This window comes from Nitratidesulfovibrio termitidis HI1, assembly GCF_000504305.1.
Lineage (GTDB): Bacteria > Desulfobacterota > Desulfovibrionia > Desulfovibrionales > Desulfovibrionaceae > Cupidesulfovibrio > Cupidesulfovibrio termitidis.
The window spans coordinates 1,907,271-1,931,722 of sequence record NZ_KI632512.1 but is presented as its reverse complement, the minus strand read 5'-3'; the positions used below and the strand labels follow the sequence as shown (position 1 = coordinate 1,931,722).

26 protein-coding genes and 2 tRNA genes are annotated in these 24,452 nt (G+C 67.8%); 26 read left to right on the top strand and 2 right to left on the bottom strand.

Annotated features, from left to right (window positions below):
- The first annotated feature begins 78 nt into the window (after positions 1–78).
- The 25 genes from DESTE_RS07940 (at position 79) to DESTE_RS17175 (ending at position 22,899) form a co-directional block, all read left to right on the top strand.
- Positions 79–690: a glycosyl hydrolase 108 family protein gene (locus tag DESTE_RS07940; protein WP_051384376.1), complete on the top strand. Its 612-nt coding sequence runs from the start codon at positions 79–81 to the stop codon at positions 688–690.
- Positions 690–1,073 carry a hypothetical protein gene (locus tag DESTE_RS07935; protein WP_035066687.1) on the top strand — a complete coding sequence of 128 codons (384 nt, stop codon included), beginning with the start codon at positions 690–692 and terminating at the stop codon, positions 1,071–1,073. The genes DESTE_RS07940 and DESTE_RS07935 overlap by 1 nt, the downstream gene beginning before the upstream one ends.
- Positions 1,073–1,474, top strand: coding sequence for a hypothetical protein (locus tag DESTE_RS18370; RefSeq protein WP_035066684.1), 402 nt, complete (start codon positions 1,073–1,075; stop codon positions 1,472–1,474). The genes DESTE_RS07935 and DESTE_RS18370 overlap by 1 nt, the downstream gene beginning before the upstream one ends.
- Positions 1,475–1,499: 25 nt before the next feature.
- Positions 1,500–1,724, top strand: coding sequence for a hypothetical protein (locus DESTE_RS07925; RefSeq protein WP_245590776.1), 225 nt, complete (start codon positions 1,500–1,502; stop codon positions 1,722–1,724).
- Complete coding sequence (locus tag DESTE_RS07920; protein WP_035066679.1) at positions 1,721–2,194, top strand: hypothetical protein; 474 nt, start codon at positions 1,721–1,723, stop codon at positions 2,192–2,194. Before DESTE_RS07925 ends, DESTE_RS07920 begins: the two co-directional genes overlap by 4 nt.
- Positions 2,195–2,205: 11 nt before the next feature.
- A complete protein-coding gene (locus DESTE_RS07915) occupies positions 2,206–2,448 on the top strand; it encodes a hypothetical protein (RefSeq protein ID WP_035066676.1) in 243 nt (80 codons plus the stop codon).
- Between the two features lie 4 nt (positions 2,449–2,452).
- A complete protein-coding gene (locus DESTE_RS07910; RefSeq protein ID WP_051384375.1) occupies positions 2,453–3,052 on the top strand; it encodes a hypothetical protein in 600 nt (199 codons plus the stop codon).
- A 22-nt stretch (positions 3,053–3,074) separates the two neighbouring features.
- On the top strand, positions 3,075–4,394 hold the full coding sequence (locus DESTE_RS07905) for a terminase large subunit domain-containing protein (RefSeq protein WP_156925293.1): 1,320 nt from the start codon (positions 3,075–3,077) through the stop codon (positions 4,392–4,394).
- Between the two features lie 24 nt (positions 4,395–4,418).
- Positions 4,419–4,646, top strand: coding sequence for a hypothetical protein (locus DESTE_RS07900; protein ID WP_035066670.1), 228 nt, complete (start codon positions 4,419–4,421; stop codon positions 4,644–4,646).
- 3 nt (positions 4,647–4,649) lie between these two features.
- Positions 4,650–6,248, top strand: a complete 1,599-nt coding sequence (locus DESTE_RS07895; protein WP_051384374.1) for a portal protein — start codon at positions 4,650–4,652, stop codon at positions 6,246–6,248.
- Complete coding sequence (locus DESTE_RS07890; protein WP_035066667.1) at positions 6,248–6,493, top strand: Bbp19 family protein; 246 nt, start codon at positions 6,248–6,250, stop codon at positions 6,491–6,493. Before DESTE_RS07895 ends, DESTE_RS07890 begins: the two co-directional genes overlap by 1 nt.
- Complete coding sequence (locus DESTE_RS07885; RefSeq protein ID WP_156925292.1) at positions 6,486–7,355, top strand: hypothetical protein; 870 nt, start codon at positions 6,486–6,488, stop codon at positions 7,353–7,355. Before DESTE_RS07890 ends, DESTE_RS07885 begins: the two co-directional genes overlap by 8 nt.
- A 54-nt stretch (positions 7,356–7,409) precedes the next feature.
- On the top strand, positions 7,410–8,234 hold the full coding sequence (locus DESTE_RS07880) for a phage capsid protein (RefSeq protein WP_035066662.1): 825 nt from the start codon (positions 7,410–7,412) through the stop codon (positions 8,232–8,234).
- Between the two features lie 8 nt (positions 8,235–8,242).
- A complete protein-coding gene (locus DESTE_RS07875) occupies positions 8,243–8,494 on the top strand; it encodes a hypothetical protein (RefSeq protein ID WP_035066658.1) in 252 nt (83 codons plus the stop codon).
- 91 nt (positions 8,495–8,585) lie between these two features.
- Positions 8,586–9,143 carry a phage connector family protein gene (locus tag DESTE_RS07870; protein ID WP_035066656.1) on the top strand — a complete coding sequence of 186 codons (558 nt, stop codon included), beginning with the start codon at positions 8,586–8,588 and terminating at the stop codon, positions 9,141–9,143.
- A 14-nt stretch (positions 9,144–9,157) separates the two neighbouring features.
- The gene (locus DESTE_RS07865; RefSeq protein WP_035066654.1) at positions 9,158–10,882 is read left to right on the top strand and encodes a phage tail protein; all 1,725 of its coding nucleotides are present in this window, start codon (positions 9,158–9,160) and stop codon (positions 10,880–10,882) included.
- Positions 10,875–11,390: a GNAT family N-acetyltransferase gene (locus DESTE_RS07860; RefSeq protein ID WP_035066652.1), complete on the top strand. Its 516-nt coding sequence runs from the start codon at positions 10,875–10,877 to the stop codon at positions 11,388–11,390. The genes DESTE_RS07865 and DESTE_RS07860 overlap by 8 nt, the downstream gene beginning before the upstream one ends.
- The gene (locus DESTE_RS07855; RefSeq protein ID WP_035066650.1) at positions 11,387–12,013 is read left to right on the top strand and encodes a hypothetical protein; all 627 of its coding nucleotides are present in this window, start codon (positions 11,387–11,389) and stop codon (positions 12,011–12,013) included. The genes DESTE_RS07860 and DESTE_RS07855 overlap by 4 nt, the downstream gene beginning before the upstream one ends.
- An 8-nt stretch (positions 12,014–12,021) precedes the next feature.
- Positions 12,022–14,049, top strand: coding sequence for a hypothetical protein (locus DESTE_RS07850; RefSeq protein WP_035066648.1), 2,028 nt, complete (start codon positions 12,022–12,024; stop codon positions 14,047–14,049).
- 13 nt (positions 14,050–14,062) lie between these two features.
- Entirely contained in the window at positions 14,063–15,886 is a 1,824-nt protein-coding gene (locus DESTE_RS07845) for a hypothetical protein (RefSeq protein ID WP_035066646.1), read from the top strand.
- 80 nt (positions 15,887–15,966) lie between these two features.
- Entirely contained in the window at positions 15,967–19,299 is a 3,333-nt protein-coding gene (locus DESTE_RS07840) for a hypothetical protein (protein WP_156925291.1), read from the top strand.
- Positions 19,296–20,888 carry a phage tail protein gene (locus DESTE_RS07835; protein WP_035066641.1) on the top strand — a complete coding sequence of 531 codons (1,593 nt, stop codon included), beginning with the start codon at positions 19,296–19,298 and terminating at the stop codon, positions 20,886–20,888. Before DESTE_RS07840 ends, DESTE_RS07835 begins: the two co-directional genes overlap by 4 nt.
- Positions 20,889–20,901: 13 nt before the next feature.
- Positions 20,902–21,216: a hypothetical protein gene (locus tag DESTE_RS07830; protein ID WP_035066639.1), complete on the top strand. Its 315-nt coding sequence runs from the start codon at positions 20,902–20,904 to the stop codon at positions 21,214–21,216.
- A gap of 8 nt (positions 21,217–21,224) precedes the next feature.
- Complete coding sequence (locus DESTE_RS07825; RefSeq protein ID WP_035066637.1) at positions 21,225–22,283, top strand: hypothetical protein; 1,059 nt, start codon at positions 21,225–21,227, stop codon at positions 22,281–22,283.
- Positions 22,284–22,296: 13 nt separating this feature from the next.
- Entirely contained in the window at positions 22,297–22,899 is a 603-nt protein-coding gene (locus DESTE_RS17175; protein ID WP_051384373.1) for a hypothetical protein, read from the top strand.
- Positions 22,900–23,104: 205 nt separating this feature from the next.
- On the opposite strand, the gene DESTE_RS07815 is transcribed toward DESTE_RS17175, so the two are convergent.
- Positions 23,105–23,181, bottom strand: a tRNA-Glu gene (locus DESTE_RS07815).
- A gap of 6 nt (positions 23,182–23,187) precedes the next feature.
- Positions 23,188–23,262: transfer RNA gene (locus DESTE_RS07810), tRNA-Gln, on the bottom strand.
- A 639-nt stretch (positions 23,263–23,901) separates the two neighbouring features.
- Here DESTE_RS07810 and DESTE_RS07805 point away from each other — a divergent pair.
- The gene (locus tag DESTE_RS07805; RefSeq protein ID WP_035066635.1) at positions 23,902–24,423 is read left to right on the top strand and encodes a GNAT family N-acetyltransferase; all 522 of its coding nucleotides are present in this window, start codon (positions 23,902–23,904) and stop codon (positions 24,421–24,423) included.
- The last annotated feature ends 29 nt before the right edge of the window (positions 24,424–24,452 follow it).

The window sequence follows — 24,452 nt, the reverse complement described above, 5'->3', positions numbered from 1 at the left end:
TAGTGGGGGCACACGGGGCGGTTGCTTTTGGGAGACGTTCCCGAGCCACACCCCAGGAATGACGAGGAGCGTTGGAAGATGCGCGATATTTTCGAGAAAGCACAGGCGTTCGTCGCACGCTGGGAGGGCGGCCTGGTTGACCATGCCAACGACCCCGGCGGCATCACCAACCGGGGCGTGTCGTTGCGCTGGCTGCGCGCCATCGGCTGCGACATCGACGGCGACGGGGACATCGACCAGGACGATATCCGCGCGGTGACGCCCGAGGTGGCGGCGGGGTTGTTCCTCAAGCATTTCTGGGCGGCATCCGGGGTGTGCATGTTGCCGCCGCTGGTGGCCGTGGCCGTGTACGACGCCGCCGTGAACCAGGGGGCCGAACGGGCTGTGCGCCAGTTGCAGGCCGCGTGCAACACCGTGAGCCGCGACCAGTTGGAGGTGGACGGCCGCATCGGCAACCAGACCCTCCGCCGCGTGCGGGCACTGTGCACCGCAATGTGCGGCGGCCAGTTGGCGGTGTGCGACATCGTCATCACCGCGCGCGAGCAATATTACCGCGAGTTGGCCAACAGGCAGCCCAAGGCGGCGGGCGGCGCGTATGTGGACTACCGGCCGTTCCTGCGCGGCTGGCTGAACCGCACCGCCTCCCTGCGCGGATGGTGCCACGTGTTGGCCTCCGAGGGGTGGGCGTGATGCCGTCCGCAACTCGACAGGCCGTAACCCATGCCGCCGCCCTGGTGGGCGACGCCTTTTGCGACCACAGCGGGGGCACCAGCGCCATGCGCATCATGGCCATGCTGGTGTGCGTCATCGTGCTGGGCGCGTGGATCGTCGGCATGCTGGCGGCCGGGCGCTACATCCCCCTGGGCTGGGCAGAGGCCGGGCTGATCGGCGGAGCATGCGGCGCAAAGGCTGCTCAAAGCCGTTTCGAGTTGGGCGGCAACGGCGTGTGGGGCAGCCCCGCCACGGGGGGAGACTGCGCCCCGCCTTTGGCTCCGCGCGATAGCGCGGCAGCCGTAGGCGAGCCCGCGAGCCGTACGGATGGCGACAGCAGCGATGAATCCGGAGGCTACTGATGTTTTCCATTTCCGACGTGATGCCCAAGGCCCTGTTGGCGCTGGTGATTGCGCTGGCGGCGTGGGTTGTGTGGTTGAAATTCGACCTGGCCGATGCCCGCAACACCCTGACGGGAGAACAGGCGGCCCATAATGCCACCATGCACGCCCTGCTTGATGCCCTTCACGAAGGGGACGCATGGGAGGTTGTTGCACGACAGGCCAACGCCACGGCCAAGGCGCAATCCGAGTATGCCGCCGCATGCCTGGAGCGTGAGGCAGACGCCGCCACGGCCGCCACCGAGCGGGCCGCCATTCTTGCCACGGCCAAACCCCGCCCGCGCACGGACGCGGAGCGACTGGAGGTCATTGACGATGCGTCCCGCATGGCTGCTGCTGCTCGCCTTAACCGCGTTTGGTAGCGGGTGCGCTTCCCGGAATGTGCCGATGGTGGCGCCTCCGGCCCCCGTGGTGGTGACCCTGATGCCGTGCGCAGCCCCGCCCCGCCCCGTGCTGCCCCTTGTGGACGGCACCCTGCCCTTCGACACGCCGGGGAACGTGGCCGTGCTGCTGGAACGTGACGACGCGGCCCGTAACTACGTGCAGGCACTGGAGGCCGCGCTGGACTGCTATGCGCGCCAGGCCGATTCCCTTTTCAAGGAGGCCCGATGAATCCCGTTGAACTCGCCCAGCTGGCGGAAGCCCTGACGGCCATCGCCAGCGTTCTGGAACGCCTGGGCATACCCGGCCTGGTGGCCCTGGCCCTGATGGGGCCTGCCGCCGTGGTGATCGCCATCCTGGTGCTGGAGCACATCCGGCGGCGCAATGCGGACCGGATGCTGGAACAGTACCGGGCCGACATGACGGCAGTCATGGAGCGCACCCGCACCGAAGCATCGGTGCTGATGGGAAGCTACCGCGCCGACACCCAGGCCATCCTGCGCGAACTGGGCGGCAATCAGGAGAAAACCACCCGCTACTACCGGGACAACGTGGAACTGGTGAAGGCGTACCGGGCGGTTTCCGAGAACCTGCAAGACGTGGTGGTGAACAACACCCGGATAATGGAGCGGGTGCTGGCGCTGATGGAGAGCAACATGGCCTGCCCCATCGCACGTGATGGCGCGCGTGGCCGCAAGTGAGTGAGGCGCACATGAGCGAGAGAGCGGAAAACCTTGGCCGCCGGGTGGAACTGCGGCAGCAGCGCCAGCGGCTGGAGGCCGAAGTGGCGGCCCTGCGCGACCGGCTGCGGCGGCTGCTGCCCGTGGACGCCGAGCCCACCGAACTGAACGGGGAAGAGATGTTGCAGGCCGCCATAGCCCTGCACACCAGCCTGGGCGAACTGGGCGGCGTGGCGCGCCGCATCGACATCCTGAACCGCGAACTGGGCGGGTAGGCGCATGGGCCGCGAACACGCACCCGAAACGGTCTGGCGGGCGCAGGAACTGTACTGTTCCGAGCGGCTGCCGTTCGACCGCGTGGCGCGCGAGACCGGGGTTTCGGCCTCGACGCTCAAGCGCTGGTCGGAGCGGTTCGGCTGGCGCGCCAAGCGTGAGGAACTGGCCAGGGCGGAGGCGGAAATCCGGGCCGACAGGGTGCTGGCACGGTCGCACCTGCTGAAGCAGCTGATCGACAAGAAGGACCCGCAGACGGCCTATGCGGTTTCGGCCCTGGAGAACCTGGCCTTCCGGATGGAGGAGGCGACCCGCAAGCGGGAGGCAGCAGCGCCGCAACCCGAAACGCGCCCCGCCCCGCCCGCGCCGCAGGAACCAGCCGTGACCAGCCTGCCGGAAACGGAAGAGGAGCGCGCCAACCTGCTGGAAGCGGCAATCGTGCGCCAGTTGAACGACCTGTTGACCGCTCCGGCGGACAAGGTGCTGTCGCGGGTGCGCGAGGTGCAGGCGGCCCTGGAACTGGTGCGCAAGCTGCGCGGCGAGGATGCGAGCGGGCCGGGCGAACTGGTGTTCGGCTGGGAGGGGGCGGACGATGGGGCCGCGTAGACCGACCCGAAGGGCGCAAGGCGTGGCCGTTGGGCGAGCCTGCGAGCCCTACGGACATCGTGCGCAAAGCGACGCGGTGCACAGGGTCACCATTCCCTACCGCCCCAGGCCGCTGCAACTGCGGGTGCATCAGGAGCGCAGGCGGTTCACGGTGCTGCTGTGCCACCGCCGGTTCGGCAAGACCGTTTTCGCCATCAACGAGTTGCTGAAACGCGCGTTGCGCGCCCCGCGCCCCCAGTGGCGGGCGGGGTACGTGGCTCCGTACCTGAAGCAGGCCAAGGCGGTGGCGTGGGACTACCTGAAGCTGTTCGCGGGCGTGGTGCCCGGCGTGCGCTTCAACGAGTCGGAACTGCGCTGCGACCTGCCCAACGGCGCCCGCATCCGGCTGTTTGGCGCGGACAACGCCGACGCCATGCGCGGGCTGTATTTCGATGACCTGACCCTGGACGAGTCGGCGGACATCCCACGCGAGGTGTGGACCATGATCCTGCGCCCCGCCATTTCCGACCGGCTGGGGTGGGTACTGTTCATCGGCACGCCCAAAGGGGCGGAGAACCTGCTGTACGACGTGTACCAGGCGGCGCTGGCGAAGCCCGGCGAGTGGGGGCTGTTCGTCTTCAAGGCGTCGGAGACCGGCTACGTGATCCAGGCCGAACTGGACGCCGCCCGGCAGGACATGACCGAGGACGAGTACGAGCAGGAGTTCGAGTGTTCGTTTGCCGCCGCCGTGCGCGGGGCCTACTACGCCGCCCTGCTGGACCGGCTGGAGCAGCAGGGGCGCATTGGCGCGGTGGCCTGGGAGCCCGGCCTGCTGGTGCACACCTGCTGGGACCTGGGCATGGATGACGCCACATCCATCTGGTTTTTCCAGGTGGAGCCGAGCGGCGACTGGCGGGTGATCGACTACTATGACGGAAGCGGCGAGGGCTTGCCCCACTACGCATCGGTGCTGGCGGGCAAGGGATATTCCTACGGTCGCCACATCGGGCCGCACGACATCCAGGTGCGGGAACTGGGTACCGGCAAGAGCCGCTGGGAGGTGGCGCAGGGGTTGGGCATCCGTTTCGAGGTGGCCCCGAACATTCCCGTCATGGACGGCATCAACGCCCTGCGCCTGCAACTGCCGCGCATGTGGTTTGACGCGACCCGCTGCGCCGACGGGCTGAAGGCCCTGCGGCATTACCGGAAGGTCTGGAACCCCAAGGCCGGACTGTACGGGGACCGCCCGCTGCACGACTGGACCTCTCACCCCTCGGACAGCCTGCGGTACGGGGTGGTCGGCTTCCGGCCGGTGCATGAAGGCCCCCGCCAGGAACGGGCCGAAAACCGCTGGCGCCGCTAGGGCGCCGCAGGAAAGGAGAGCGACATGGGAGGCATAGCGAAGGCCATAGCCGGGATTTTCGGCGGCGGGGGCAGCAGCAAGATGCCGTCGCTGCCCGCGCAGCCGGACTACGAGGCGGAACGCAAGCGACTGGAGGAAGAGGCCACCAGGAAGCGCCAGGCCACGGCGGCCACCGGCATGTCGGGCACCATCCTGGGCGGCTCCACCGGGGGCAGCGGCACCCTGGGCAAGAAGAAGCTGCTGGGAGAGTAGCCGATGGACATCAAGCGCCTGGCCAGGCTGGTGGCGAGCATCGACGCGAAGCGCGATGCGGTGGCCACGAAGTATGATGAAGTGGCTTCGTTCATCTTTCCCGAGCGGGCGGGCTTCGTCACGCGCCGGGAAGCGCAGGACGACGGGCGCGGCGAGATCTTCGACAGCACGGCCGAGGAGGCCAACGCCACACTGGCTGCGGCGCTGCATTCGCTGCTGACCAACCCGGCCAGCGCGTGGTTCGCCCTGGACCTGCTGGGGGCCGAGAAGGAGAGCAAGGAAGAGACCGAGTGGCTGACCGAGGTGCAACGGGTGATGCTGGAGGTGTTCTCGTCGCCGGAGACGGGGTTCCAGAACGAGGTCAACAGCTTCTACCTGGACCTGGGGCCGTTCGGCTGGGCGGTCTTCTACACCGAGGACGAGGCGGGCAAGCCCATCCGGTTCCGCGCGGTGCCGCCTGCCCGCGCCTCCATAGCCGAGAACGCGGACGGCCAGGTGGACACCCTGGTGCTGCACGAGATGAAGACCTGTTCCCAGTTGTACGAGGACTTCGGGGACAAGGTGAGCGACCAGGTGCGCCAGACGCTGGAGCGTGACCCGCAGGCCGAGGTGGAGACCGTCCACGTCATCATGCCGCGCGCCAAGATGCCCGGCCGCCAGGGGGGCATGCGGACCACACCGCACGCCATGGCCAGCGTGATCTACGAGAAGGCCACCGAACAGGTGTTGTCCGAAAGCGGCTTTCACGAGCGGCCGTTCCAGGTGCCCAGGTGGGCCAAGGTTTCCGGCGGGCTGTACGGCAGCGGGCCGGGCTGGGCGGCGCTGCCGGACATGCGGGTGCTGAACGAGGTGGCCCGCTCGCAGCTGATCGGGGCCGAGAAGTTGAGCGACCCGCCGCTGATGCTGCCGGACGACGGCGTGGTGGGCAAACTGCGCTCCGATGCGGGGGGCATCACCTACTACAAGACCGGTTTCGGCGACAAGATCATCCCCCTGCCCATCACGGCGAACATCGGCGTGATGGAGGCCATCATCGAAAAACGCCAGGACTCCATCCGGCGGCGCTTTCTGAACGACCGCATCATGCTGGCCGGTGGCCCGCAAATGACGGCGTTCGAGGTGGCCACGCGGGAGAACAAGCAGATGCTGGCGCTGGGGCCGGTGCTGGGCCGGTTGCAGACGGAGTTTCTGGGGCCGCTCATCGAACGGGTGTTCGGCATCCTCTACCGGAGGGGCGAGTTGCCCCCGGCGCCCGACAGCCTGCGCGGGCGCGACCTGCGCGTGCGTTACGCATCGCCCATTGCCCGCGCGCAGAAGCAGGTGGAGGCCGCCGCATTCAACCAGGCCGTGCAGTACCTGGCTCCGGTGGCCCAGATGGACGGCAGCGTGCTGGACAACTTTGACGCGGACGCCATTGCCCGCGATACGCAGGAACTGTTCGGCTACCCGGCCAAGTACCTGCGCGGCGAAGACCAGGTGAAGAAACTGCGTGAAGCCAGGGCGCAGGCGCAGCAGGCCCGCGAGGGCATGGAGGCGATGCGCCAGATGGCGCAAGCCGCCAACGCGGCAGCCGGGGCCGGGCGCATGGATGAGGGCCAGTGATGTTCGGGAGACGGACGCGGCAACAGGAACTGGACGACGGCGGGCGGCGACAGCTGCGGGACGCCTACAGGGCGACGTTTTCCTCGCCCGAAGGGCGCAGGGTTCTGGAAGACATTCAGACTAGTCTGAAACTAGTCCAAAACGTCTACACGAGGGGCATGGATGCGCTGGAACTGGCCTTTCACGAAGGCCGCCGGAGCGCCGCCGTGCACATCGAAACCATGATGGAGGAACACCATGAGTGACCCGACGAAGACCGGGGATGGAAACGGCATGTTGGGCGGCGTCCCCGATGGCGCGGACCCGGCCGGTGGCGATGGCGGCGGCGTTGCGGCGGGGCAGGCGGCTTCCGGGAACGAGGCGTTCGCGTTCCTGCCGGAAGGGCTGAAGGGCCTGGCCGAGGGCTTCGGCAAGCCGGAAGAGTTCTGGGCGCAGGCGGGTGAGTTGTTCGGCCTGGCCAAAGAGCGCGAACTGGTGACCGGCAAGCGCGTGCCGGACAGCATGGCCAGCCAGGAGGAGTGGGAGGCGTTCCACAAGGCCCTGGGGCGGCCGGACAAGCCCGAGGGGTACACCCTGCCCGAGCGGTTCGAGGCGGAGGGCGTGCCCCAGGAACTGGCGGGCGCCGTCTCGGAACTGCTGGACCGCGACAAGGGCGAGATCTCTGCGCTGATGCACAAGCACGGGCTGTCGCAGCGCCAGGCCGAGGGCATGTACCGCGACATCGGCTCCATTCTGGCCAAGTCGCTGGGCGAATCGCAGGCGAGCGCCCCCGACCCCCAGAAAGTGCTCGCCGAACTGTGGCCCCAGGACACGGAAAAGAACCTGGACCTGGCGCGGCGCGGCGCGCGAGCCCTGGGCGTTGGCGACGCGCTGGACGAGGCGGGCCTTTCCGCCCATCCGCTGGTGCTCAAGCTGGCCCATGCCGTGGGCGAAATGACGGCCGAGGACCGCCTGCGCGACGGCGGCGGCCACACCGCGCCGATGCCCGCGGGGCAGGAGGCGTACCAGGAAATGCTGCGCCTGGTGGGCAGCGACGCCTACCAGCGGAACGATCCGGCCACGGTGCGCCGCGTGGAGCAACTGGCCGGGCGAGTGAACATGAAGTGACGCGCTGCGTCTCATTCTGACTGAAAAAATCCGCGAGCGCGGAGGAGGATTGCCATGGCTGACGTATCCGCTGTTTTTGTCACCCAGTACCAGGCGGAAGTGCATGTGGCCTACCAGCAGGGCGGGTCGAAGCTGCGCAACAGCGTGCGGCTGAAGACCGGCGTGACGGGGAGCAAGACCAGCTTCACCAAGGTGGGCAAGGGCGAGGCGAACCAGAAGACGCGCCACGGGGACGTAACCCCCATGAACCTGGACCACGCCCCGGTGGAATGCGCGCTGAGCGACTGGTACGCGCCGGACTACGTGGACAAGCTGGACGAGTTCAAGATCCAGTACGACGAACGGCGCGTGCTGGTGCAGTCCGGCGGTTCCGCCGTGGGGCGCAAGGTGGATGCACTGATCATCACGGCCGCGGTCACCGGCCTGCCCGCCGGGCAGGTGACGGGCAACGGCGGCCTGCCGCTTGACCTGGACATGGTGATGGAAGGCTTTGCCCTGCTGAACGCCGGGGAGGTGCCGGATGACGGGCAGCGGTTCTGCGTGGTGGGCGCGAAGCAATGGAACCAGCTGCTGAAGATCGAGCAGTTCGCCAAGGCCGACTACGTGGGCGACGCGCACCCCTGGCTGAAGGGCACCGAAAGCCGCCGCTGGCTGAACACGACATGGATACTGCACAACGCGCTGCCCCAGGCCAACGGCGGCACCAAGTGCGTGTGGTACCACAAGACGGCGCTGGGGCTGGGCGAGAACTCCACCGGCATCATCAGCGAGATCAACTACGTGCCGCAGAAGGTGGCCTACCTGTGCAACAACATGATCGGCGCGGGGGCCTGCCGCATCGACGATACCGGCGTGGTGGTGATGCACGCCCAGAACTAGGAGGGACCATGGCTGGCAAAGAAAACGTCGCGACGAAACCGACCGATACGACCGGCTCCAGGGACCTGGAGAAACGGGCCGACGCGGCCGGGCTGACCCTGGTGGGGTCCGGCACCTGGCGGTACCACACGACCGATGACGATGAGGAGGCCGTGCGCAGCGCGGGATACTTCGACCACTGCGCCGCGCGCTACGGCATGCGGCCCGGCGACGTGGTGCTGGTGAACGCGCGCGGCGCGGCGTTCATGGTGGGCATCTAGCATCCCGCACCGACACGTGTCGGCATTATCCCCCCCCCCCGTGTGCTGCCAGAATGGCAGCACAGGGGGGGGCTTTGCCGCAGGAGGGCGCATGGCAGGAATCGTGGACATCGTGAACAGGGCGCTGGGGCTGATAGGCCAGGAACACGTGACCAGCATGGACGATCCCACCCCGGTGGCGTCCAAGGCGCGCCGCTTCTGGCCGGAGGTGCGGGACAGCGTGCTGCGCGCCCACCCGTGGAAGAGCGCGTTGCGGCGCGCCAGGCTGGAACGGCTGGCCGAGGATCCGCCCTTTGGCTTTGGCGCGCAGTACCAGCTGCCGGGCGACTTCCTGCGGCTGGTGGAGACCGAACCGGACACCCCCAGGCAGATAGAGGGCCGCCGCCTGCTGGCCGACGTGGAGGCCGTGAGCATCCTGTACGTGCGGCGCGAAACGGACGTGAACCTGTACGACCCGCAACTGCGCGAGGCGCTGGCCTACAAACTGGCCAGCGAACTCGCATACGGGGACACGGCCAGCGCCACGCTGGCCCAGGCCCTGGACCAGCAGTACCGCCAGCGCCTGGCCGAGGCGGCGGGCACGGACGCGCGGGAAGGCGAACCGGCGCGGCCCGCGCCTTCGCGCTGGGTGGCCGCGCACCAGGGCTAGGAGAGGAGGAACGTATGGGACTGGCCACGCTGCCGCTGACCAACTTTACCGCCGGTGAATGGTCGCCTCGTCTGTATGGCCGGGTGGACCTGGCCAAATACGGCAACGCCTGCTCCATCCTGGAAAACATGACGCTGATGCCCCACGGGGCGGCGCAGCGGCGCATGGGCACCGAGATGGTGCACGGCGTGGATACGGACCAGGTGCTGCTGGCTCCGTTCGTCTTCAACACCGAACAGGCGTACGTCCTGGAATTCAGCCCCGGCAGGATACGGTTCTTCCGGGCCGGGGGCATCGTCCTGGACGGAGCCACGGGGCTGCCGCTGACGGTGGTCACGCCGTGGAGCTGGGCCGAGCTGCAACGGCTTATGTGGTGCCAGAGCGCGGACACCATGTACCTGGTGTGCCCCACGGTGCAGCCCCACAAGCTGACCCGGCCGGGCGCGGACGTGTTTGCCCTGCACGAGGTGTCGTTCACGGCCAAGCCCGACTCCTGGGCGGGCACGTCCTGGCCGGGCTGCGCCATGTTCCACCAGCAGCGGCTGTGGTTCTCCGGGGCGCCCGGCAATCCCCAGACGGTATGGGCGAGCCGTACCGGGGACTTCGAGAATTTCACGACGGGCACCAATGATGACGACGCCCTGACGTTCAGCCTGGTTTCCGAGCAGGTGAACGCCATCCGCTGGCAACTGTCCGCGCGGACGCTGCTGACGGGCACCAGCGGCGGCGAGTGGTCCATATCGGGCGGCGGAACGGACGTGCCCGTGACGTCCAAGCAGGTGCAGGCGCTGCGGAACAGCAACTACGGGTCCGCCGCGCTGCCGCCGGTGCTGATCGGAAAGTCCGTGGTGCATGTGAGCGCCGACCGCAAGCGGCTGCACGACCTGACCTACCAGTTTGCCGAGGACGGTTACGTTTCGGCGGACATCAGCCTGCTGGCCGAGCACATTACCGCGCGAGGCATCCGGCAGGTGGCGCACGCCACGCATCCGGACGGCATCATCTGGTGCGTCATGGACGACGGCACGCTGGCGGGATGCACGTACATGCGGAACAACGAGGTGGTGGGCTGGCACCGGCACAGCACGGAAGGCGAGGTGCTGTCGGTGGCCTGCATACCGGGCGACGGGTACACGGAAACGTGGCTGGCCGTGCGGCGCGCGGGCGGGGTGGTGATGGAACGGATGCTGCCCCCCTGGAACGGGGAGACCACCAACGAGCCCGGCTGCTGGTTCGTGGACAGCGGACTGCTGTACGAGGGCGCGCCGGTCACGGTTGTTTCCGGGCTGGAGCACCTGGAGGGGCAGCGGGTGAGCATCCTGGCCGACGGGGCCTACCACCCGCCGGCGGTTGTCAGCGAAGGAAGGGTCGTGCTGGAGGCCCCGGCTTCCCGCGTGCTGGTGGGGCTGCCGTACCGGTGGACCCTTGCCCCCATGAGCCTGGAAGGCAGCAGCGAACGAGGCACGGCCCAAGGCAAGCGCAAGCGCGTGGTTTCCGTGACGGCGCGCGTCTACAAGACGCTGGGGCTGGAATACGGGCTGCCGGGCGGGACGGCCTGGGAGGCCGTCAACCGCGAGGTGATCATGCCCATGGACGCGGCGCCCTGGCCCTACACGGGCGACCTGGAACTGAAGCTGCCCGAAGGGTGGAACCGCGATGGGCGGTTGCTGCTGACGGGCGAGGCTCCGTTTCCGGTCACCCTGATCATGCTGGTGCCGAAGGTGGTCACGTATGAGTGATGTGGTCACGATTCCCTTCCGGCCGAGCCACCTGGCGTCCCTGGAACTGCGCGCGGCGGACGCGGCCGACCTGGCGGGCCTGGACCTGGCCGACCTGGCCGGTGCGTGGGCCGGGCATCCGGCGTGGACCATGCTGCTGGCGCCGACGGGTGCAACCGGCGAGGCAGGAGGACGGGTCATCGCCTGCTACGGGGCGGTGCTGCACGGCGGCACGGCCACCCTGTGGGCGCTGACGACCCCGGCCGCCGAGGCCGTGCCCCTGCGGCTGACGCGGGTGACGCGCGCCCTGGTGCGCTGGCTGACGGGCCCCATGGGGTGCCACCGCGTGGAAGCGCTGGTGCACGTGGACAACACGCGGTCACTGCACTGGCTGGAACGCATGCTGGGCATGCGCCGCGAGGGGCTGTTGCGCCAGTGCGGGCCGAACCGCCAGGACCGGTACCTGCTGGCCCTGGTCAAGGAACCGAAGGCGAAGGAGCCGGTGACACAGGCGGGGAGCGAGGCATGAGCGGCATTGTCGAAATTGCGGCGCTGGGCAGCCTGTTTGCCGGCGGCGCGGGAGCGGCGGGAGCGGCGGGCGGCATGGGCAGTCTGATGGGCATGCTGGGCACCGTCGGCCAGATAGGCATGGGCGTATCCGCCGCGAGTTCCATACTGGGCGGCCTGGCGTCCAGCCAGACCAGCGACGCGGAGGCGAGGGCCTACCAGGCCAACGCCGAGTACGCCATGGGCGCAGCCCGTAACCAGGCCGCCGCGAGCAGGGAGCAATACCGGCGGCTGGCCAGCAGCCAGCGGGCCGCCTTCGGGGCCAGCGGGGTGGACGTGAACGAAGGCAGCGCCCTGGACGTGCTGGCGCTGACCGACGCGGAGGCGGAACTTTCGGCCATGGAGCTTCTGTACGGGGGCGAAATGGAAGCATGGAGCTGGAAGCAGAAGGCCGCCACGGCAAAGAACCAGGGCGGCGCAGGGATGCTGGGCGGCCTGCTGGGCGCCGTGCCGCAGCTGCTGCAACTGGGGGGCAGCCTGGGTCTGCTGGGCGGATCGGGCGGAGGGCTGGGGCATGTGTTTGACGGCAACAGGACCGGCGGCGTGGGCGGCGGATGGCTGACCACGGCGCTGGGTTCGCGCTAGGGGGCCGCATGAAGATACCCGTCGCGCCCATGGCGGAGCCGGTGTCCGGCCGGTTGTCCGTGACGCCGGACAGGTCCGGCGTTGCCGTGGCCGCCGCGCTGGGCCAACTGGGCGATTCCGTGACCAGGCTGGCGGGCCGGTGGCAGCAGGAACTGGACCACGACGCCCTGGTGGAGGCGCAGAACAAGTATGCCGGGTCCATGGCCGAGTGGATGTCGGCGGCAACGGAGCAGCGCCAGGGCGGCGATGCGCGCGGCGTGACGCGGGATTTCCGCACGCGGCACCAGCAGTTGGTTGCCGACATCGGCGGGGCGGAAGGCATGAGCCCGGAAGCCAGGAAGGCATTCTCCGCGTGGGCGGCTGGTCGGGAAGCGCAGGGCCTGCGGGAGGTTGTCCAGCACGAGCACCGGCAGTTGAAGCTGTACGGAAAGGACCAGCACGACCTGCGCGTGCTGGGCGCGTTCAACGAGGTGGAACGCAACCCCACCCAGTGGCGGGATGCGGCCCGGCAGTTGGAGGAAGGATTCACCCTGGCCGTCGGGCAGGGCGTGTACCGGCCGGAGGAAGCCAAGGTGCGCCTAGGGCTGGCCCAGGACAAGCTGCGTGTGACGGCTTTTGACAACCTGTACGCCATGGACCGTGACCGTGCCTTGGGGGAAATGGGGGACCTGGGCTTGTCCGAGGAGCAGCAGGCCAGGGCGCGCAAGCGCTACGAGACCGACAGGGAACATGAACGCCGCATTGCCGAGGAGCGGGCCAACGAGGCCGCCCGGCAACTGACGCTGGAAGCCGGGGATGCCGAGTACATGGCCCTGCACGGCGGGGAAACGGCTGCCCTGCGAGACCTGGCTGGTCGCTTTGCCGCGCTGGGCAAGGGACGGACGGCGGAAACCCTGCTGCGCAAGGCGGAACTGTACGAGAACAACTACGCGGCGGGGCAGGATGCCCGCACGCGCCCGCTGCCCGAACTGGCCAAGACGATTACGGACATCGACGGGAAGCTGTCGGACACCAAAGACCCCACGGCATGGCGGACGCTGGCCGAGGAACGCGAGGTGCGGGCCAAGATTTACGACGCCAGGCTGCGGCTGTTTCGGAAAGACCCTGCGGCGGCCGTTGCCGGGTTGGCGGGGGGCGAGACGCCGGAAGGACAGGCGGAAAGCCGTCTGGCCTTGCAGGAGAACAACGGTCTGCCCGCAGGGGCACGACGCGTGCTGACTGACGACGAGGCGGCCACGCTGGCCGGTAAGTGGGCCGAAGGGGACGCCACAACGCGCATCACCCTGTGGCAGGACGTGTTGCTGCCCTATGGCCGCCATGCCGGAAAGGTTGCGGCAGAAGCGGGCATAACCCCCGCCGAACAGGTGGCGGTGACTGCGGCCATGGCCGACCCCAGGAACGTGGCCAACCTGAAGGCGGTGGTGACGGCGGCGGTCGCCAAGCCCGAGGAACTGCCCGCCCTGGACAAGGCCAAGGAACTGACGCGCGAGGCGGTGGGAACGTCCGCCGTGTACCGGGCCTATGCCACGGCGGCGCGGAAGGCCATGCCGGGCAACGTCAGCATCCAGAATGGACTGCGCCAGATGGAGAAGACCCTGGGCAACCTGGTCCGGATGAACGGCGGGGATGCGGAGGCCGCCGCGCGAGCGCTGGACGGGACGTTTCAGCCGCTGGTGGACGGACGCTTTTCGCTGGTGTTCGACCCCGGCAAGGCCAGCGGACGCGACATGGAGCGTGGACTGGAGGCTGCCCTGGGGCCGAGGCTGGAGGAGTTCCTGCGGGACCGGCGGTACCGCGACGACTTCGACCGGGCGGACCACCTGGCGTTTCTGCGGCGCGATGCGGTGTGGGTGAACGCCCCGGACGGCGAGGGCTTTGTGTTGGTGGACCCTGTGGCACAGGCCCCGGTGGCGGATGCGCGGGGCAACATGTTCCGCCTGACGGCCGGGGAAGTGCTGGAGCTGGCCCAGGAGAAGCTGGCCGGAACGGGCAGCGGCAAGGCCGGGGCCGGGAACGGTCCGCGAACCATGCGCTAGACGAGGAGTGGGGATGTTTCAGTACCAGCTACAGCCTGCCGATGCCCTGGAGGGCGACCTGTGGCGCGAGAATTCGCGACTGGGTACGGGGGAGTTTTTCGGCTTGCAGATGGGGCATTCGTTCGAGCGCACGACGCCTGGTATGGTGCTGGAGGAAGCGCGGGTAACGGCTGCGGAAGTGCAGGCGGGAACGTTTGCCCCCACGCAACAGTACCTTGACGACGGCATGGACCCGGAGCCGGTGGAACATCCGCACGCGCTGTCCGAGGAAGAGTGGCGGGGCAGCGAGTGGTTTCGCAAGGGCATTGACTACCGCCCTGACATGACGCCGCAGCGGGCGCGCATTCTGTCCGAGGTGTACGACCGGCGGCGGCATGAGGAGGAGTTGCTGGACCGCAATTCGGACACGTGGGGGCGCAAGGCCATTGGGTTTGGCGCGGCGCTGCTGGCGAATCTGCCCGACCCGGTGAATTTCATCCCCTTCGTGGGGCCTGGTGGCAAGGGCGCTTCCGTTGCGGTGAGGGCTGCGCGTGGCGCAGCCGACGCCGCCATAGGCACCACCATGGCCGATGCCCTGATTCTGCCCGCCGCGAAAGCGCGTGGGGACGATGTGGGCTGGTCGGATTTTGCCCTGGACCTGATGTTCGGCGCGGCCATTGGCGGCGGCGTGGGAGGTGTGGCGGGCAAGGTCAGCGGCATGCGCCGCGAACGGATGCTGCGCGACCTGGAGCCGCACCGCCAGGAACTGACCAGCCTGCTGGGCGAGAGCGGCTTTGACGGGGAGGCCGCCGAACGCCTGGCCCGGCAAACGATGGAAACCCTGGCCGATGCGCCGGGCGGTTCCGACATGGCGCAACTGCTGCGGCGGACGCTGCACGGAGAGGATCGGGCCGGGATGGCCCGCGTGTTCGAGGATGCCCTGTCCCGCGTGAGCCGGGGCGATGCGGCCGACGTGCGTCCCGTTGTCGAGGCGCTGCAACTGCGTAATGCCTATGACAGGGTGCTGGACGAGGTGCGCACGCGGACAGCGCCGCAGCAGGCCGCCGACGAGGTGCTGGCTGCCTTGCGGCCGGAGGACATAGAGCCGCTGCTGGTGACGCGGGGACCGTCGGTGGACGTGAACGGCGAAATTCGTGTGCAGGGACGGGAGTTGCAGGCGGAAACAGGGTCGCGGTCCGGGTACGGGCTGGTGAAGATCATCGTGAAGCATGGGGAGGCGGGCGTTGACCCCATGCCCGTGACCCGCGACGACGTGCTGGCCCTGCCGCGTCTTGTCCGGGAGTACATGCCGGTGGACGGAGCAGCCGAGGGGCGGCGCACGTGGGTCATACCGCGCGAAGACGGCGGACAGTTGGTGATCGGCGAGGGCAGGATGGAGGATGGCAGCGGCATGCTGGTGACCATGCATGTCCGCCCCGAAGGGCGCGAACGCGCGGCGGTTTCCCAAAGAAGAACCCCTGCGGAATCCGCTCCGGGGCGGTTTCCCGCCGTCCCGGAGGGTACTGGCGGGGAGCTTCCTCATCGCTCTGGCCGCAGTCCGCAGGGGCACACACCAGGCGCGCCTGGTAGGGAAAACATAGCGCACCGGCAGGCCGAAGGCAAGACATCCGTGGACTGGAGCAGCCCCCGCGAGGCAGTGCGTGATGCCGAAGGAACAGGAGACGCCGGGGCAATCAACCGGTTTCGCGACGCCGAGGTGGAGCGGCTGCGCGCCGAGGGGCGGGCCGACCCCGAAGCCGTGGCCGAACTTGAGCGGGCCGCCCTGGACGCGGCGCGAGTGGATGAACTGGAAAACGTGGCCCTGCAACTGTTGGGCTGCATCCTGGAGGCGGTGTAATGGCCAGCCGTGACGATTGCGTGCGGGCGGCGGTAAACGCCGGGGCGATGCCGGACGAAGCCACCCGCCTGGTGGACGGCATGCTGGAGGACGCACGGGAGGAAATGCCCAGTGGCGTCGTTTCGCGCGAGGCGCAACTGGCGCGGCGCATCATGGACCGCGCGGAGGCGTCTAGGGTGGAGGCAGCCATGCGGCGCCGTCAGGCCGCCATTACCATTCTGCGGCGCGATGCGCTGGAGGATTCACTGGCCGCCATGCGTCAGGACGGGGCAACGTTCCTGGACGGCATGACTGCGCTGCTGGTGGGGTCGCATCAGCGGTTCGCGGGCAGCCGGAAGTCCGCCAGCGCGAGATTCGCGGGCATCATGAAGGAATATTCCGGGGGCGTGGCGCGGGACCTGGATCGTATCGAGGGTGCCGCCGAACTGCTGCGGGGCGACCGGGCTTTCGGCGAGCAGGTGTTGCGGGAGATGCTGCAACCCGGAGCCACCGGCGACGGGACCGCCCGCCAGGTGGCCGACGTTTTCTCATCCTGGCTGGAAAGGAACCGTCAGCGCCTGAACGAGGCCGGGGCCAACATCGGGCGGCTGGATGGATACGCCCCGCAGTCGCACGACGCGGCCAAGCTGCTGGCGGCGGGAGAGACGGCGTGGATTGAGCACATGCTGCCCCGCCTGGATTGGGAGCGGAGCCTCGGGGGGGAGTTGGGCAACGACTGGCGCCAAGGCGCTCCGGAATACAATGTGCCGAAGCGAAAGGGGGAAAGCGACGAACATTTTGCTGTACGTGTGGAAGATGCTAAAACGCGGCATGCCTTAGCAGTGAAGAAATGGGAAGAAAGGAAGCCGAAATATGAACTGCCGAAACGTAGGGCATGGGAAAGCGATGATGCGTTTGACGCACGCGTTGAAAGGGCAAAGGTGCGCCACTCCGAATCCTTGACCGCATGGAACGATAGGAAGCCGGAGTATAAAGAACCGGCACGACGTGGCGAGAGCGATGAGGATTACACATCACGCGTGGCGGTGGAAGAAGGCGAGCATAAGCGTGCCATAGTAAAATGGGAAGAGAATCGAGATTATGTATTGGGAATGCAGCGCCGTACGGCGTTAGCGGAAATTTGGACAACGATTGTCACTGGTCGCGATCGTAAACTCACGCTTCGTGAGCAGGGGATAATGTTTCGGCGGCCCGGCTCCATCGCGCGGGGGATGGAGAAGGAGCGGGTGCTGCACTTCCGCGATGCGGACGCGGCCATTGAGTACCATCGGGAATATGGACGGGGGCACATCGGCGACGCCGTGCTGGGGCAGTTGAGCGCGGGAGCGCGCAAGCTGGCCCTGATGGAGACGTTCGGCCCCAATCCCGAAGCCATGATCGGATCGCTGCTGGAGGCCGAGATACGCAGGCTGCGCGAGGCTCCGGCGGAGGCCATCCGTCAGGCGGTCGGGGGGGACACCGCGCGGAAGCTGGAAAGAGTGGAGGCGGAATACGCCGATGCCGCCGGACGCGGAGACGATGCGGCAGCCGCGCGGGCACGGGCCACGCTGGAAAGCACCCTGGCGGGCGTGCGGGGGGCCGAGATTTCCAAGATTCAAAAAGCCTGGACCGGCGACGGCCACGGGCGGCTTGCCAATTACTACAAGGCGCTGTCCGGCGAGTCGAGCAGCCCCGTCAACGTGAACATGGCCAGGATGGCCGCCGGGGCGCGGGGCGTCATCAGCATGGCCAAGCTGGGGGGGGCGGTGCTTTCCGCGTTCGCTGACGTGTTCGTGAAGGCCGCGAACCTGCGCCACAATGGCGAGAACCTGCTGTCCGCGTGGCGGCTGGCGTTCGACATGCGGCTGGAACGCCTTGCTAGCCCGGAGCAGAAGGAACTGGGCCGGGCGCTTGGGGTGTATTCGGAAGGCTTTCTGCGGGACCTGCATGATCGTTTCGGCATGCTGGAAGGCGACCCCGGTGGGGGCATGAGCCGCTGGATGAACACGTTCTTCCGGTACTCCGGCCTGGATGCGTGGACCGAGGGGCACAAGGCCGCCTACACGCACTATCTGTCCAACCGGCTGGCGGAACACGCGGAGACGCCATTCCGCGAGTTGGACGAGCACATGGCCGCGAGCCTGCGCAGGCATGGCCTGGAGGACCGTTGGGACCTGATGCGCCGTCTGGTGCAGGTTGGTCCTGACGGGAGGCACTACGTGGTGCCCGAACGGGCGTTCGACCTGGGGGACGCCGACGTGGAGCACCTGCTGCGCGAATCCTATTCTGACTCTGGGCGACCGCATTATGTGGAGCCATCCCTAAGAACGGAAAGCGATGGTGAGTTTTTGGCTCGTGTGGAGAGCGCTAAGAAACGATACGGCGAGGCCACGAAGAAGTGGGAAGGTCGGGAGCCGAAGTACGAGGAGCCAATACGGCGTGATGATGAAAGCGATGAACGGTTTGCCACGCGAGTAGAGAGGGCCAAGGAAAGACATACGAAGTCTACCGTAGAGTGGAAAGGGAAGCAGCCTAAGTACGTCGAACCGGAGCGGCTCAATAAAGAAAAGGCTGAAGACTTCGCTATTCGTGTGGAGAAAGCCAAAGCCAAGCATGCCGATGCGGTGGCCACATGGGAGGCCGGAAGGGCGCGGGAACTGGACCGGCTGCGGCGTGACCTGGTCACCGACGTGATGGGCTATTACGCCGACGAGACTCGGTACGCCGTGCTGGAGCCGGACGAGAAGACGCGGGCGCTGATGTACCAGGGCACGCGGCCCGGCACAGTGGTGGGCGAAGTACTGCGCAGCGTCCTTCAGTTCAAGTCGTTCAGCGCGGTGTACGGCCAGCGCTTTCTGCGGGAAATGCGCTGGCAGCAGGCCGGGCACGAGCAACGCATCCTGGCCGACATGCCGGGCATGGTGCACGCCGTGGCCGGGTCGGTACTCATGGGCTACGTGGCCATGACCGCCAAGGACCTGGCCAAGGGGCGACAGCCCCGTGACCCCATGAAGCCGGAAACGTGGATGGCTGCTGCCGTGCAGTCCGGCGGGTTGGGCATCTTTGGTGACTACTTCCTGGGCGTGAAGAACCGGTTTGGCTCCGAGGCCGCCAGCGCCCTGCTGGGGCCGCTGCCCACGCTGGCCTCGCAGGTACTGCCCATCTCCGGGCAACTGGTGCGGGGCGAATTCGAGGGGGCCGGGGAGGACGCGCTGCGGCTTGGCATCAACAACACGCCCTTCATCAACCTGTGGTACACGCGCGGGGCACTGGACTACCTGCTGCTGTTCCACATCCGCGAGGCACTTTCGCCGGGCACGCTGGCCAGGTCGGAAAGGAAGCTGCGGGAAGAATACAACCAGACGTACCTGCAACTGGGGCCGGTTGACCTGACGCCCAGCAAGGTGGTGCGGCGCGGAGGCGGTTTCAGATGATTACCGGGCAGGACGTGAAGGTGGTGTACGACACGACGGGGGGAACGACGTTTCCCGTGCCGTTCTTTTTCTTCGACCCGGCGCACCTGGTCGTGAGCACGGTGAGCCCAGGCGGCGCGGAGACGTTCATTACATCCGGCTACGCGGTCTTCGGCGCGCAGCAGCAGGCCGGAGGCACGGTTGTTTTCGAACAGCCGCCGCCGCTGGGGCTGCATCTGGTGATCCGCCGCCACACCACGCGCACCCAGGAGACCGAATATCCGGAGGGGGGGAAGTTTCCCAGCCGTACCGTGGAAACGGACTTCGACAAGGTGGTGGCCATCACCCAGGAGCTGACCGAGGAAATGGGGCGGGCGCTGCTGATGCCGCCGGACGGATCCTATGGTCCCGGCGGCATCGTTCAGGAACTACTGAAGGCGCGCGAGGACGCATGCGAGTGTGCGGACCAGGCGTGCGAGTGCGCCGAGCAGGCCTGCGCGTGCGCAACGCAGGCCTGCGCCTGCGGAGACCAGGTGCAGTCCATAGTGGATGAGCTGATCGCGCAGACGGGCGGCATGATGGCCTACGTGCCCATCGGAAGCCTGGCGGAATTCCCGGTGGACAGGGTGCCGCCGGGGTATCTGGTGTGCGCCGGGCAGACGGTGACGCGGGCGGCCTACCCGGACCTGGTCACGTACCTGACGGGCAGCCCCACGGCCCCGTCCGCCGTGCTGCCGGACCTGCGGCTGCGCTTTACGCGCGGCGCGGACATGGGCAAGGGCGGCGACCCGACGGTGACGCCGGGCAGCACGCGCGCGTCGAGCGTGGGGCCGCACCCGCACGAGGTGAGCGGAGGCGCTGGAGCGGGGCATACGCACACATTTCGGTACCACACAGGCGCTGGTGTGGGCTCCGGCGGGCCGAACGGGGACGGCAGGAAATACCTGACGTCCAGCATGTTCCAGGGGAGCGAGAACGGGAACGACTACTACGTCGGCCTGCTGAATTCCACGAACAGCACCGTCGGCAACACTGGCCAGGACGCCATCCAGACCGCCACGGATTCCGTGGGCCCCGCCACAGGCGGGGGGACGGGCGACCTCGCCGTGGGCGGCGGGGGCACCGGCCCTGACACGTACCCCGCCTATTACGCGGTGGTGAAGTGCATCAAGGCGTACTACGCGCCCATGAACGCCGCGCCCGTGGACGTGGGCGAGATCGTGGACGCGGTGGCAGCAGAGCGCTTTGCGTGGACCCCGGCGGACTGGCCCAGCGGCGTCGAGGTGGACCTGGGCGGCGGCGCGTACGCCATGCGGGTGGCCATGACCACCGGGATCATCGGCGACGGCGGTTTCTTTTCCGCCGGCATCACGACGCCGGACATGGAGGCCACGCGAATCGTCCAGTACGGGGGCGGTATCACGCTGCCGGAGCCGTATTACGACACGTTTCCTGTGGGCCACAGCCTGGAAGGCGTGGTGTCCGGCGGCTTCCTGCTGCGCTCGTGGCTGCGGATGTCCGTGCAGGGCGCGATAATGGTGCAGTTTACGACATCCTACACGGGCAAGCCGTACGGGCTGGACGTGTGGGTGGTGTACCGCAAGGACTAATGGAGGATATCGCATGAGCCGTATCGATGTGGCGCCGCGCGGGCTGCGCACCTATCGCATCCCGGTGCAGGATGACGGGACCGTGAACGGATGTTACCGGCTGGTGCAACTGCCGGTCGGCGACGGACGGTTGCCGGTGTTGCAGTTTACCCCGTCCGTGGCGCTTGGCGGCCAGGCCGTGCTGTCCGTGGACGGCGAGACCGGGGACAACAACGTTGTGGACCTGTCCGACCAGCGCGTGCTGACCCCGGACTTCACGGCGCTGTACTTCGACCTGGACATCAGCGGCGTGCCTGCGGGCGGGCTGCTGACCGTCTACGTGCTGTAGGGGGCTGTATGGACTGGAACGCGAAGGCGCGGGATTTCGAGAAGGAGCCCATCACGACGGGCGAGATCGCCGACGGGGCGGTGACCAACAGCAAGGTGGCCAGCCTGGACGCCGGCAAGCTCACGTCCGGCACTGTGCCGGACGCCCGCCTGTCGGGCCAGTACACGGGGGTGACACTGAAACTCAACAAGGCGGCGGGCGAGGTGATCTATGCCACGCCGTCTGCCGGTAGCGGCACCACGGAGGCGCGCATCGTCGAGGGTCTGGCCTCGTACGCCAGCAAGGCCTCCAGCGTCACCGGGGCCATCGTGTTCGCGGCAAGCGCGATGCACACATCGGGCATCATGCATCAGATCGAGGTCTCCATCCACCGGTACACACGGGAGCACATGCAGCTAACTGTTACAGGCTACCACAACGAGAACAACACGCCCAGCACGTGGGGCTATGCTTTTGCCACCTCCACCGGCGCGGAAATCCCGCTCGTCCGCTGGGGCGTGACCCCCCAGGGGTATGCCTGTCTGATCCTGGGCGACGTGGGTACGGTGTGGACGTACCCGCATGTCGCGATCACGCGCGCCATGATCAGCTACTCGGGCGTGTCCGACGCCTACTGCAAGGGCTGGACGGCGGCGCTGGTCACCGACCTCTCGGCGTACACGGTGCTGACCCCGTGCACCATGCGCCCGCTGGCAACGAATATCACCGGCAGCGCGGCAATCACCAACCCGTGGACATGGGCGCAAAATACCGAGGTCAGCCTGGGCGGCGGGGTTTATGGGTGCCGGACCGTGGGGACGGTGCAGCTGACGGCGGATTCGATATCCGTCATCACCCTGGGCGGAGCCGCCAGCGGGACGGCGGCGGTGCTGGGGTATGGGGGATTCGTGACCTTTCCGGGATCATCGAACCAGGTGGCCGTGGGCAGCTTTTTTTACGACGGATCGGCGAGCCAGCACCACTCGTGGCTGTACCGGATCGACGGCACGGGCGGCACGCGGCTGATGCTGCGGTCCACCGGTTCGGGCGCCGCGCCCCTGGATGTCTGGATCATCTACACGAAATAGGGAGGCGGTACACATGATTGTTTACACCACCGACGAAAACGGCCTGTACACGGGCAAGACGGAAATAGATCTGCCGGAGAGCCCGGCGCTTCCGGATGTCCCGGAGGGAGCAGAGGACGCGGAGATTCCTGCGGACGCGGGGGGTCCGGTGCTTCCGGATGGGATGTACCTGGATGGGCCTCCGGAAGGCATCGCCCTGCCCGCGCGGCAGGTATGGAAGCGCATCGCGGGCGGCTGGACCACGGTGCAGCGCCCGCCCACGCTGGAGGAGGCCCGGCTGGACAAGCTGGGCGAGATCAACGCCGGGTACGAGAGCGCCGTGAAGTACATCCAGGCCGGGTACCCGCTTGAGGAAGTGCTGACCTGGGAACGGCAGGCCGCCCAGGCGCGGGAGCTGCTGGCCGACCCCGACGCCCCGGCGGGCTTCGTGCGGGGGCTGGCGGCGGCGAAGGGATTGGACGTTGACGAAATGCGGGACCGCATCCTGGCCAACGCGGCGGCGTGGGAGCCGATAAGCGCCATGCTGACCGCCCGGCGGCAGATCATGGAGGATGCGGCGCTGGCGGCGGGCAGCCTGGAAGAGATGGCGGCGGTGGTAGTGACGTACCCTGTATAGCAGGATTCATGCCGATATGTGTCGGGGGGGGGGGGGCTGGCTGTCAAGTTGGCTGACAAGGAATCTCAAGTTGGCTGGCGCGGGACAGGCATGCCGCGCGGGGTGCGGGCGTGGTGGGGTGCGGGCGAACCCGCGTTATCGCGCGGCGGCGGGCCGCATGTACGCAAAAAGGGTCACGGCGAACCGTGACCCCTTGATGGCGTGGTGGCGTTCCCAGGGGGATTTGAACCCCCGTCGACGGCGTGAAAGGCCGTTGTCCTAGGCCGGCTAGACGATGGGAACGCATGTTGGCTGGGCTGCTAGGACTCGAACCTAGATTAGCGGAGCCAGAATCCGCCGTCCTGCCAATTGAACGACAGCCCAACAACGAGGTTGTGTATCTATCCGTCAGGCCCCCGGTTGTCAACGGGAAATGCGCGGAGGGTGCGGAATTTTTATTTTTTGTGCGTAATGCGCCGAAATTGTGTTTGTTGTTCCGCTGCTTCGTGGCGTGGTAGAGCCTGTTGCCCCCCGCGCAGGCGTATGCCCCCCCACCCGGCGGGGCTTTGCCGCCGCGAAAATTCATATTATGTTCGGCCCGTCCGCATCGGACACCCGGCGGTTTGCCACGCCCGTTGCCCCAGCAGCTGCGGCGTTGCCCGTCCGGCACACGTCTTTCCGTTTGCAGGCGTACGCGCCGAGGTTTTTTTGCAGCGATTCGCACCAGAGATTGTCGTACCGGTTGTTGGCGAAAGCCGCACCCGGTAGGCGCGACGGCATGCCGCCCCTCGTCTGAAGGGGGCGCTGCCCACACGGGGCCGTCACCCGGCTCCGCTCCATCCCGCCCTGCCGATTCCGTCCGATGTCATCGGATGGTGGTCTTTGCTTTCGTCCCGCAACCATCCTTCTGACGTTTCCAGGCCGATCATTCGCCATGCGCGCCGCATGGCGGTCGTGCGCCAGCCGGGCTGCCTGCCCGGCCCGCGCCCGCCATGTCGCGCGCCGTACTTCAGGAGTGACGCAATGCACATCAGAGACGAACGCCCCGGCAACCAGCAGGACAGCCGGGCGATCTCCCATATCGAGTACACGGCCTTCAAGGGCCACCCCATGCACGCGCCCGGCGCGGAACCCACGGAGCACCTGATACCCGGACTGCTGCGCGCCAGCGGCGACCTGACCCTGTCCCTGCTGGCAGAGGTGGACGGCGAACTCGTGGGCCACGTGGCCCTTTCGCCCGCCGTGGTGGGAAAGGACCGCGCTGGTTGGTACTTGCTGGGCCCGGTGGGCGTGCTGCCGTCCATGCAGGGCCGGGGCATCGGCTCCGCCCTGATCCGCGAGGCGCTACGGCGCATGCGCGACATCGGTGCGCTGGGCGTGGTGCTGGTGGGCGACCCCGGCTACTACACCCGCCTCGGCTTCGCCTGCGTGGCGGGTCTGCACTATCCCGGCGTGCCCGACCAGTATGTGCTGGCCGTGAGATTCAGCGACCGATTGCCGCAGGGCGACATCATCGTCCACGCAGCCTTCGCGGAACAGGCCTAGCGCCAACAATGACAATCCGCAGGGGCCGA

Coding starts and splice junctions, on each gene's coding strand:
- DESTE_RS07935 (WP_035066687.1), top strand. CDS start 690: ATGCCGTCCGCAACTCGACAGGCCGTAACCCATGCCGCCGCCCTGGTG.
- DESTE_RS07805 (WP_035066635.1), top strand. CDS start 23,902: ATGCACATCAGAGACGAACGCCCCGGCAACCAGCAGGACAGCCGGGCG.
- DESTE_RS07850 (WP_035066648.1), top strand. CDS start 12,022: ATGAAGATACCCGTCGCGCCCATGGCGGAGCCGGTGTCCGGCCGGTTG.
- DESTE_RS07940 (WP_051384376.1), top strand. CDS start 79: ATGCGCGATATTTTCGAGAAAGCACAGGCGTTCGTCGCACGCTGGGAG.
- DESTE_RS07890 (WP_035066667.1), top strand. CDS start 6,248: ATGTTCGGGAGACGGACGCGGCAACAGGAACTGGACGACGGCGGGCGG.
- DESTE_RS07925 (WP_245590776.1), top strand. CDS start 1,500: ATGGTGGCGCCTCCGGCCCCCGTGGTGGTGACCCTGATGCCGTGCGCA.
- DESTE_RS07825 (WP_035066637.1), top strand. CDS start 21,225: ATGGACTGGAACGCGAAGGCGCGGGATTTCGAGAAGGAGCCCATCACG.
- DESTE_RS07895 (WP_051384374.1), top strand. CDS start 4,650: ATGGACATCAAGCGCCTGGCCAGGCTGGTGGCGAGCATCGACGCGAAG.
- DESTE_RS07920 (WP_035066679.1), top strand. CDS start 1,721: ATGAATCCCGTTGAACTCGCCCAGCTGGCGGAAGCCCTGACGGCCATC.
- DESTE_RS07900 (WP_035066670.1), top strand. CDS start 4,419: ATGGGAGGCATAGCGAAGGCCATAGCCGGGATTTTCGGCGGCGGGGGC.
- DESTE_RS07830 (WP_035066639.1), top strand. CDS start 20,902: ATGAGCCGTATCGATGTGGCGCCGCGCGGGCTGCGCACCTATCGCATC.
- DESTE_RS07875 (WP_035066658.1), top strand. CDS start 8,243: ATGGCTGGCAAAGAAAACGTCGCGACGAAACCGACCGATACGACCGGC.
- DESTE_RS07845 (WP_035066646.1), top strand. CDS start 14,063: ATGTTTCAGTACCAGCTACAGCCTGCCGATGCCCTGGAGGGCGACCTG.
- DESTE_RS07855 (WP_035066650.1), top strand. CDS start 11,387: ATGAGCGGCATTGTCGAAATTGCGGCGCTGGGCAGCCTGTTTGCCGGC.
- DESTE_RS07885 (WP_156925292.1), top strand. CDS start 6,486: ATGAGTGACCCGACGAAGACCGGGGATGGAAACGGCATGTTGGGCGGC.
- DESTE_RS07915 (WP_035066676.1), top strand. CDS start 2,206: ATGAGCGAGAGAGCGGAAAACCTTGGCCGCCGGGTGGAACTGCGGCAG.
- DESTE_RS17175 (WP_051384373.1), top strand. CDS start 22,297: ATGATTGTTTACACCACCGACGAAAACGGCCTGTACACGGGCAAGACG.
- DESTE_RS07860 (WP_035066652.1), top strand. CDS start 10,875: ATGAGTGATGTGGTCACGATTCCCTTCCGGCCGAGCCACCTGGCGTCC.
- DESTE_RS07865 (WP_035066654.1), top strand. CDS start 9,158: ATGGGACTGGCCACGCTGCCGCTGACCAACTTTACCGCCGGTGAATGG.
- DESTE_RS07910 (WP_051384375.1), top strand. CDS start 2,453: ATGGGCCGCGAACACGCACCCGAAACGGTCTGGCGGGCGCAGGAACTG.
- DESTE_RS07840 (WP_156925291.1), top strand. CDS start 15,967: ATGCTGGAGGACGCACGGGAGGAAATGCCCAGTGGCGTCGTTTCGCGC.
- DESTE_RS07880 (WP_035066662.1), top strand. CDS start 7,410: ATGGCTGACGTATCCGCTGTTTTTGTCACCCAGTACCAGGCGGAAGTG.
- DESTE_RS07835 (WP_035066641.1), top strand. CDS start 19,296: ATGATTACCGGGCAGGACGTGAAGGTGGTGTACGACACGACGGGGGGA.
- DESTE_RS18370 (WP_035066684.1), top strand. CDS start 1,073: ATGTTTTCCATTTCCGACGTGATGCCCAAGGCCCTGTTGGCGCTGGTG.
- DESTE_RS07870 (WP_035066656.1), top strand. CDS start 8,586: ATGGCAGGAATCGTGGACATCGTGAACAGGGCGCTGGGGCTGATAGGC.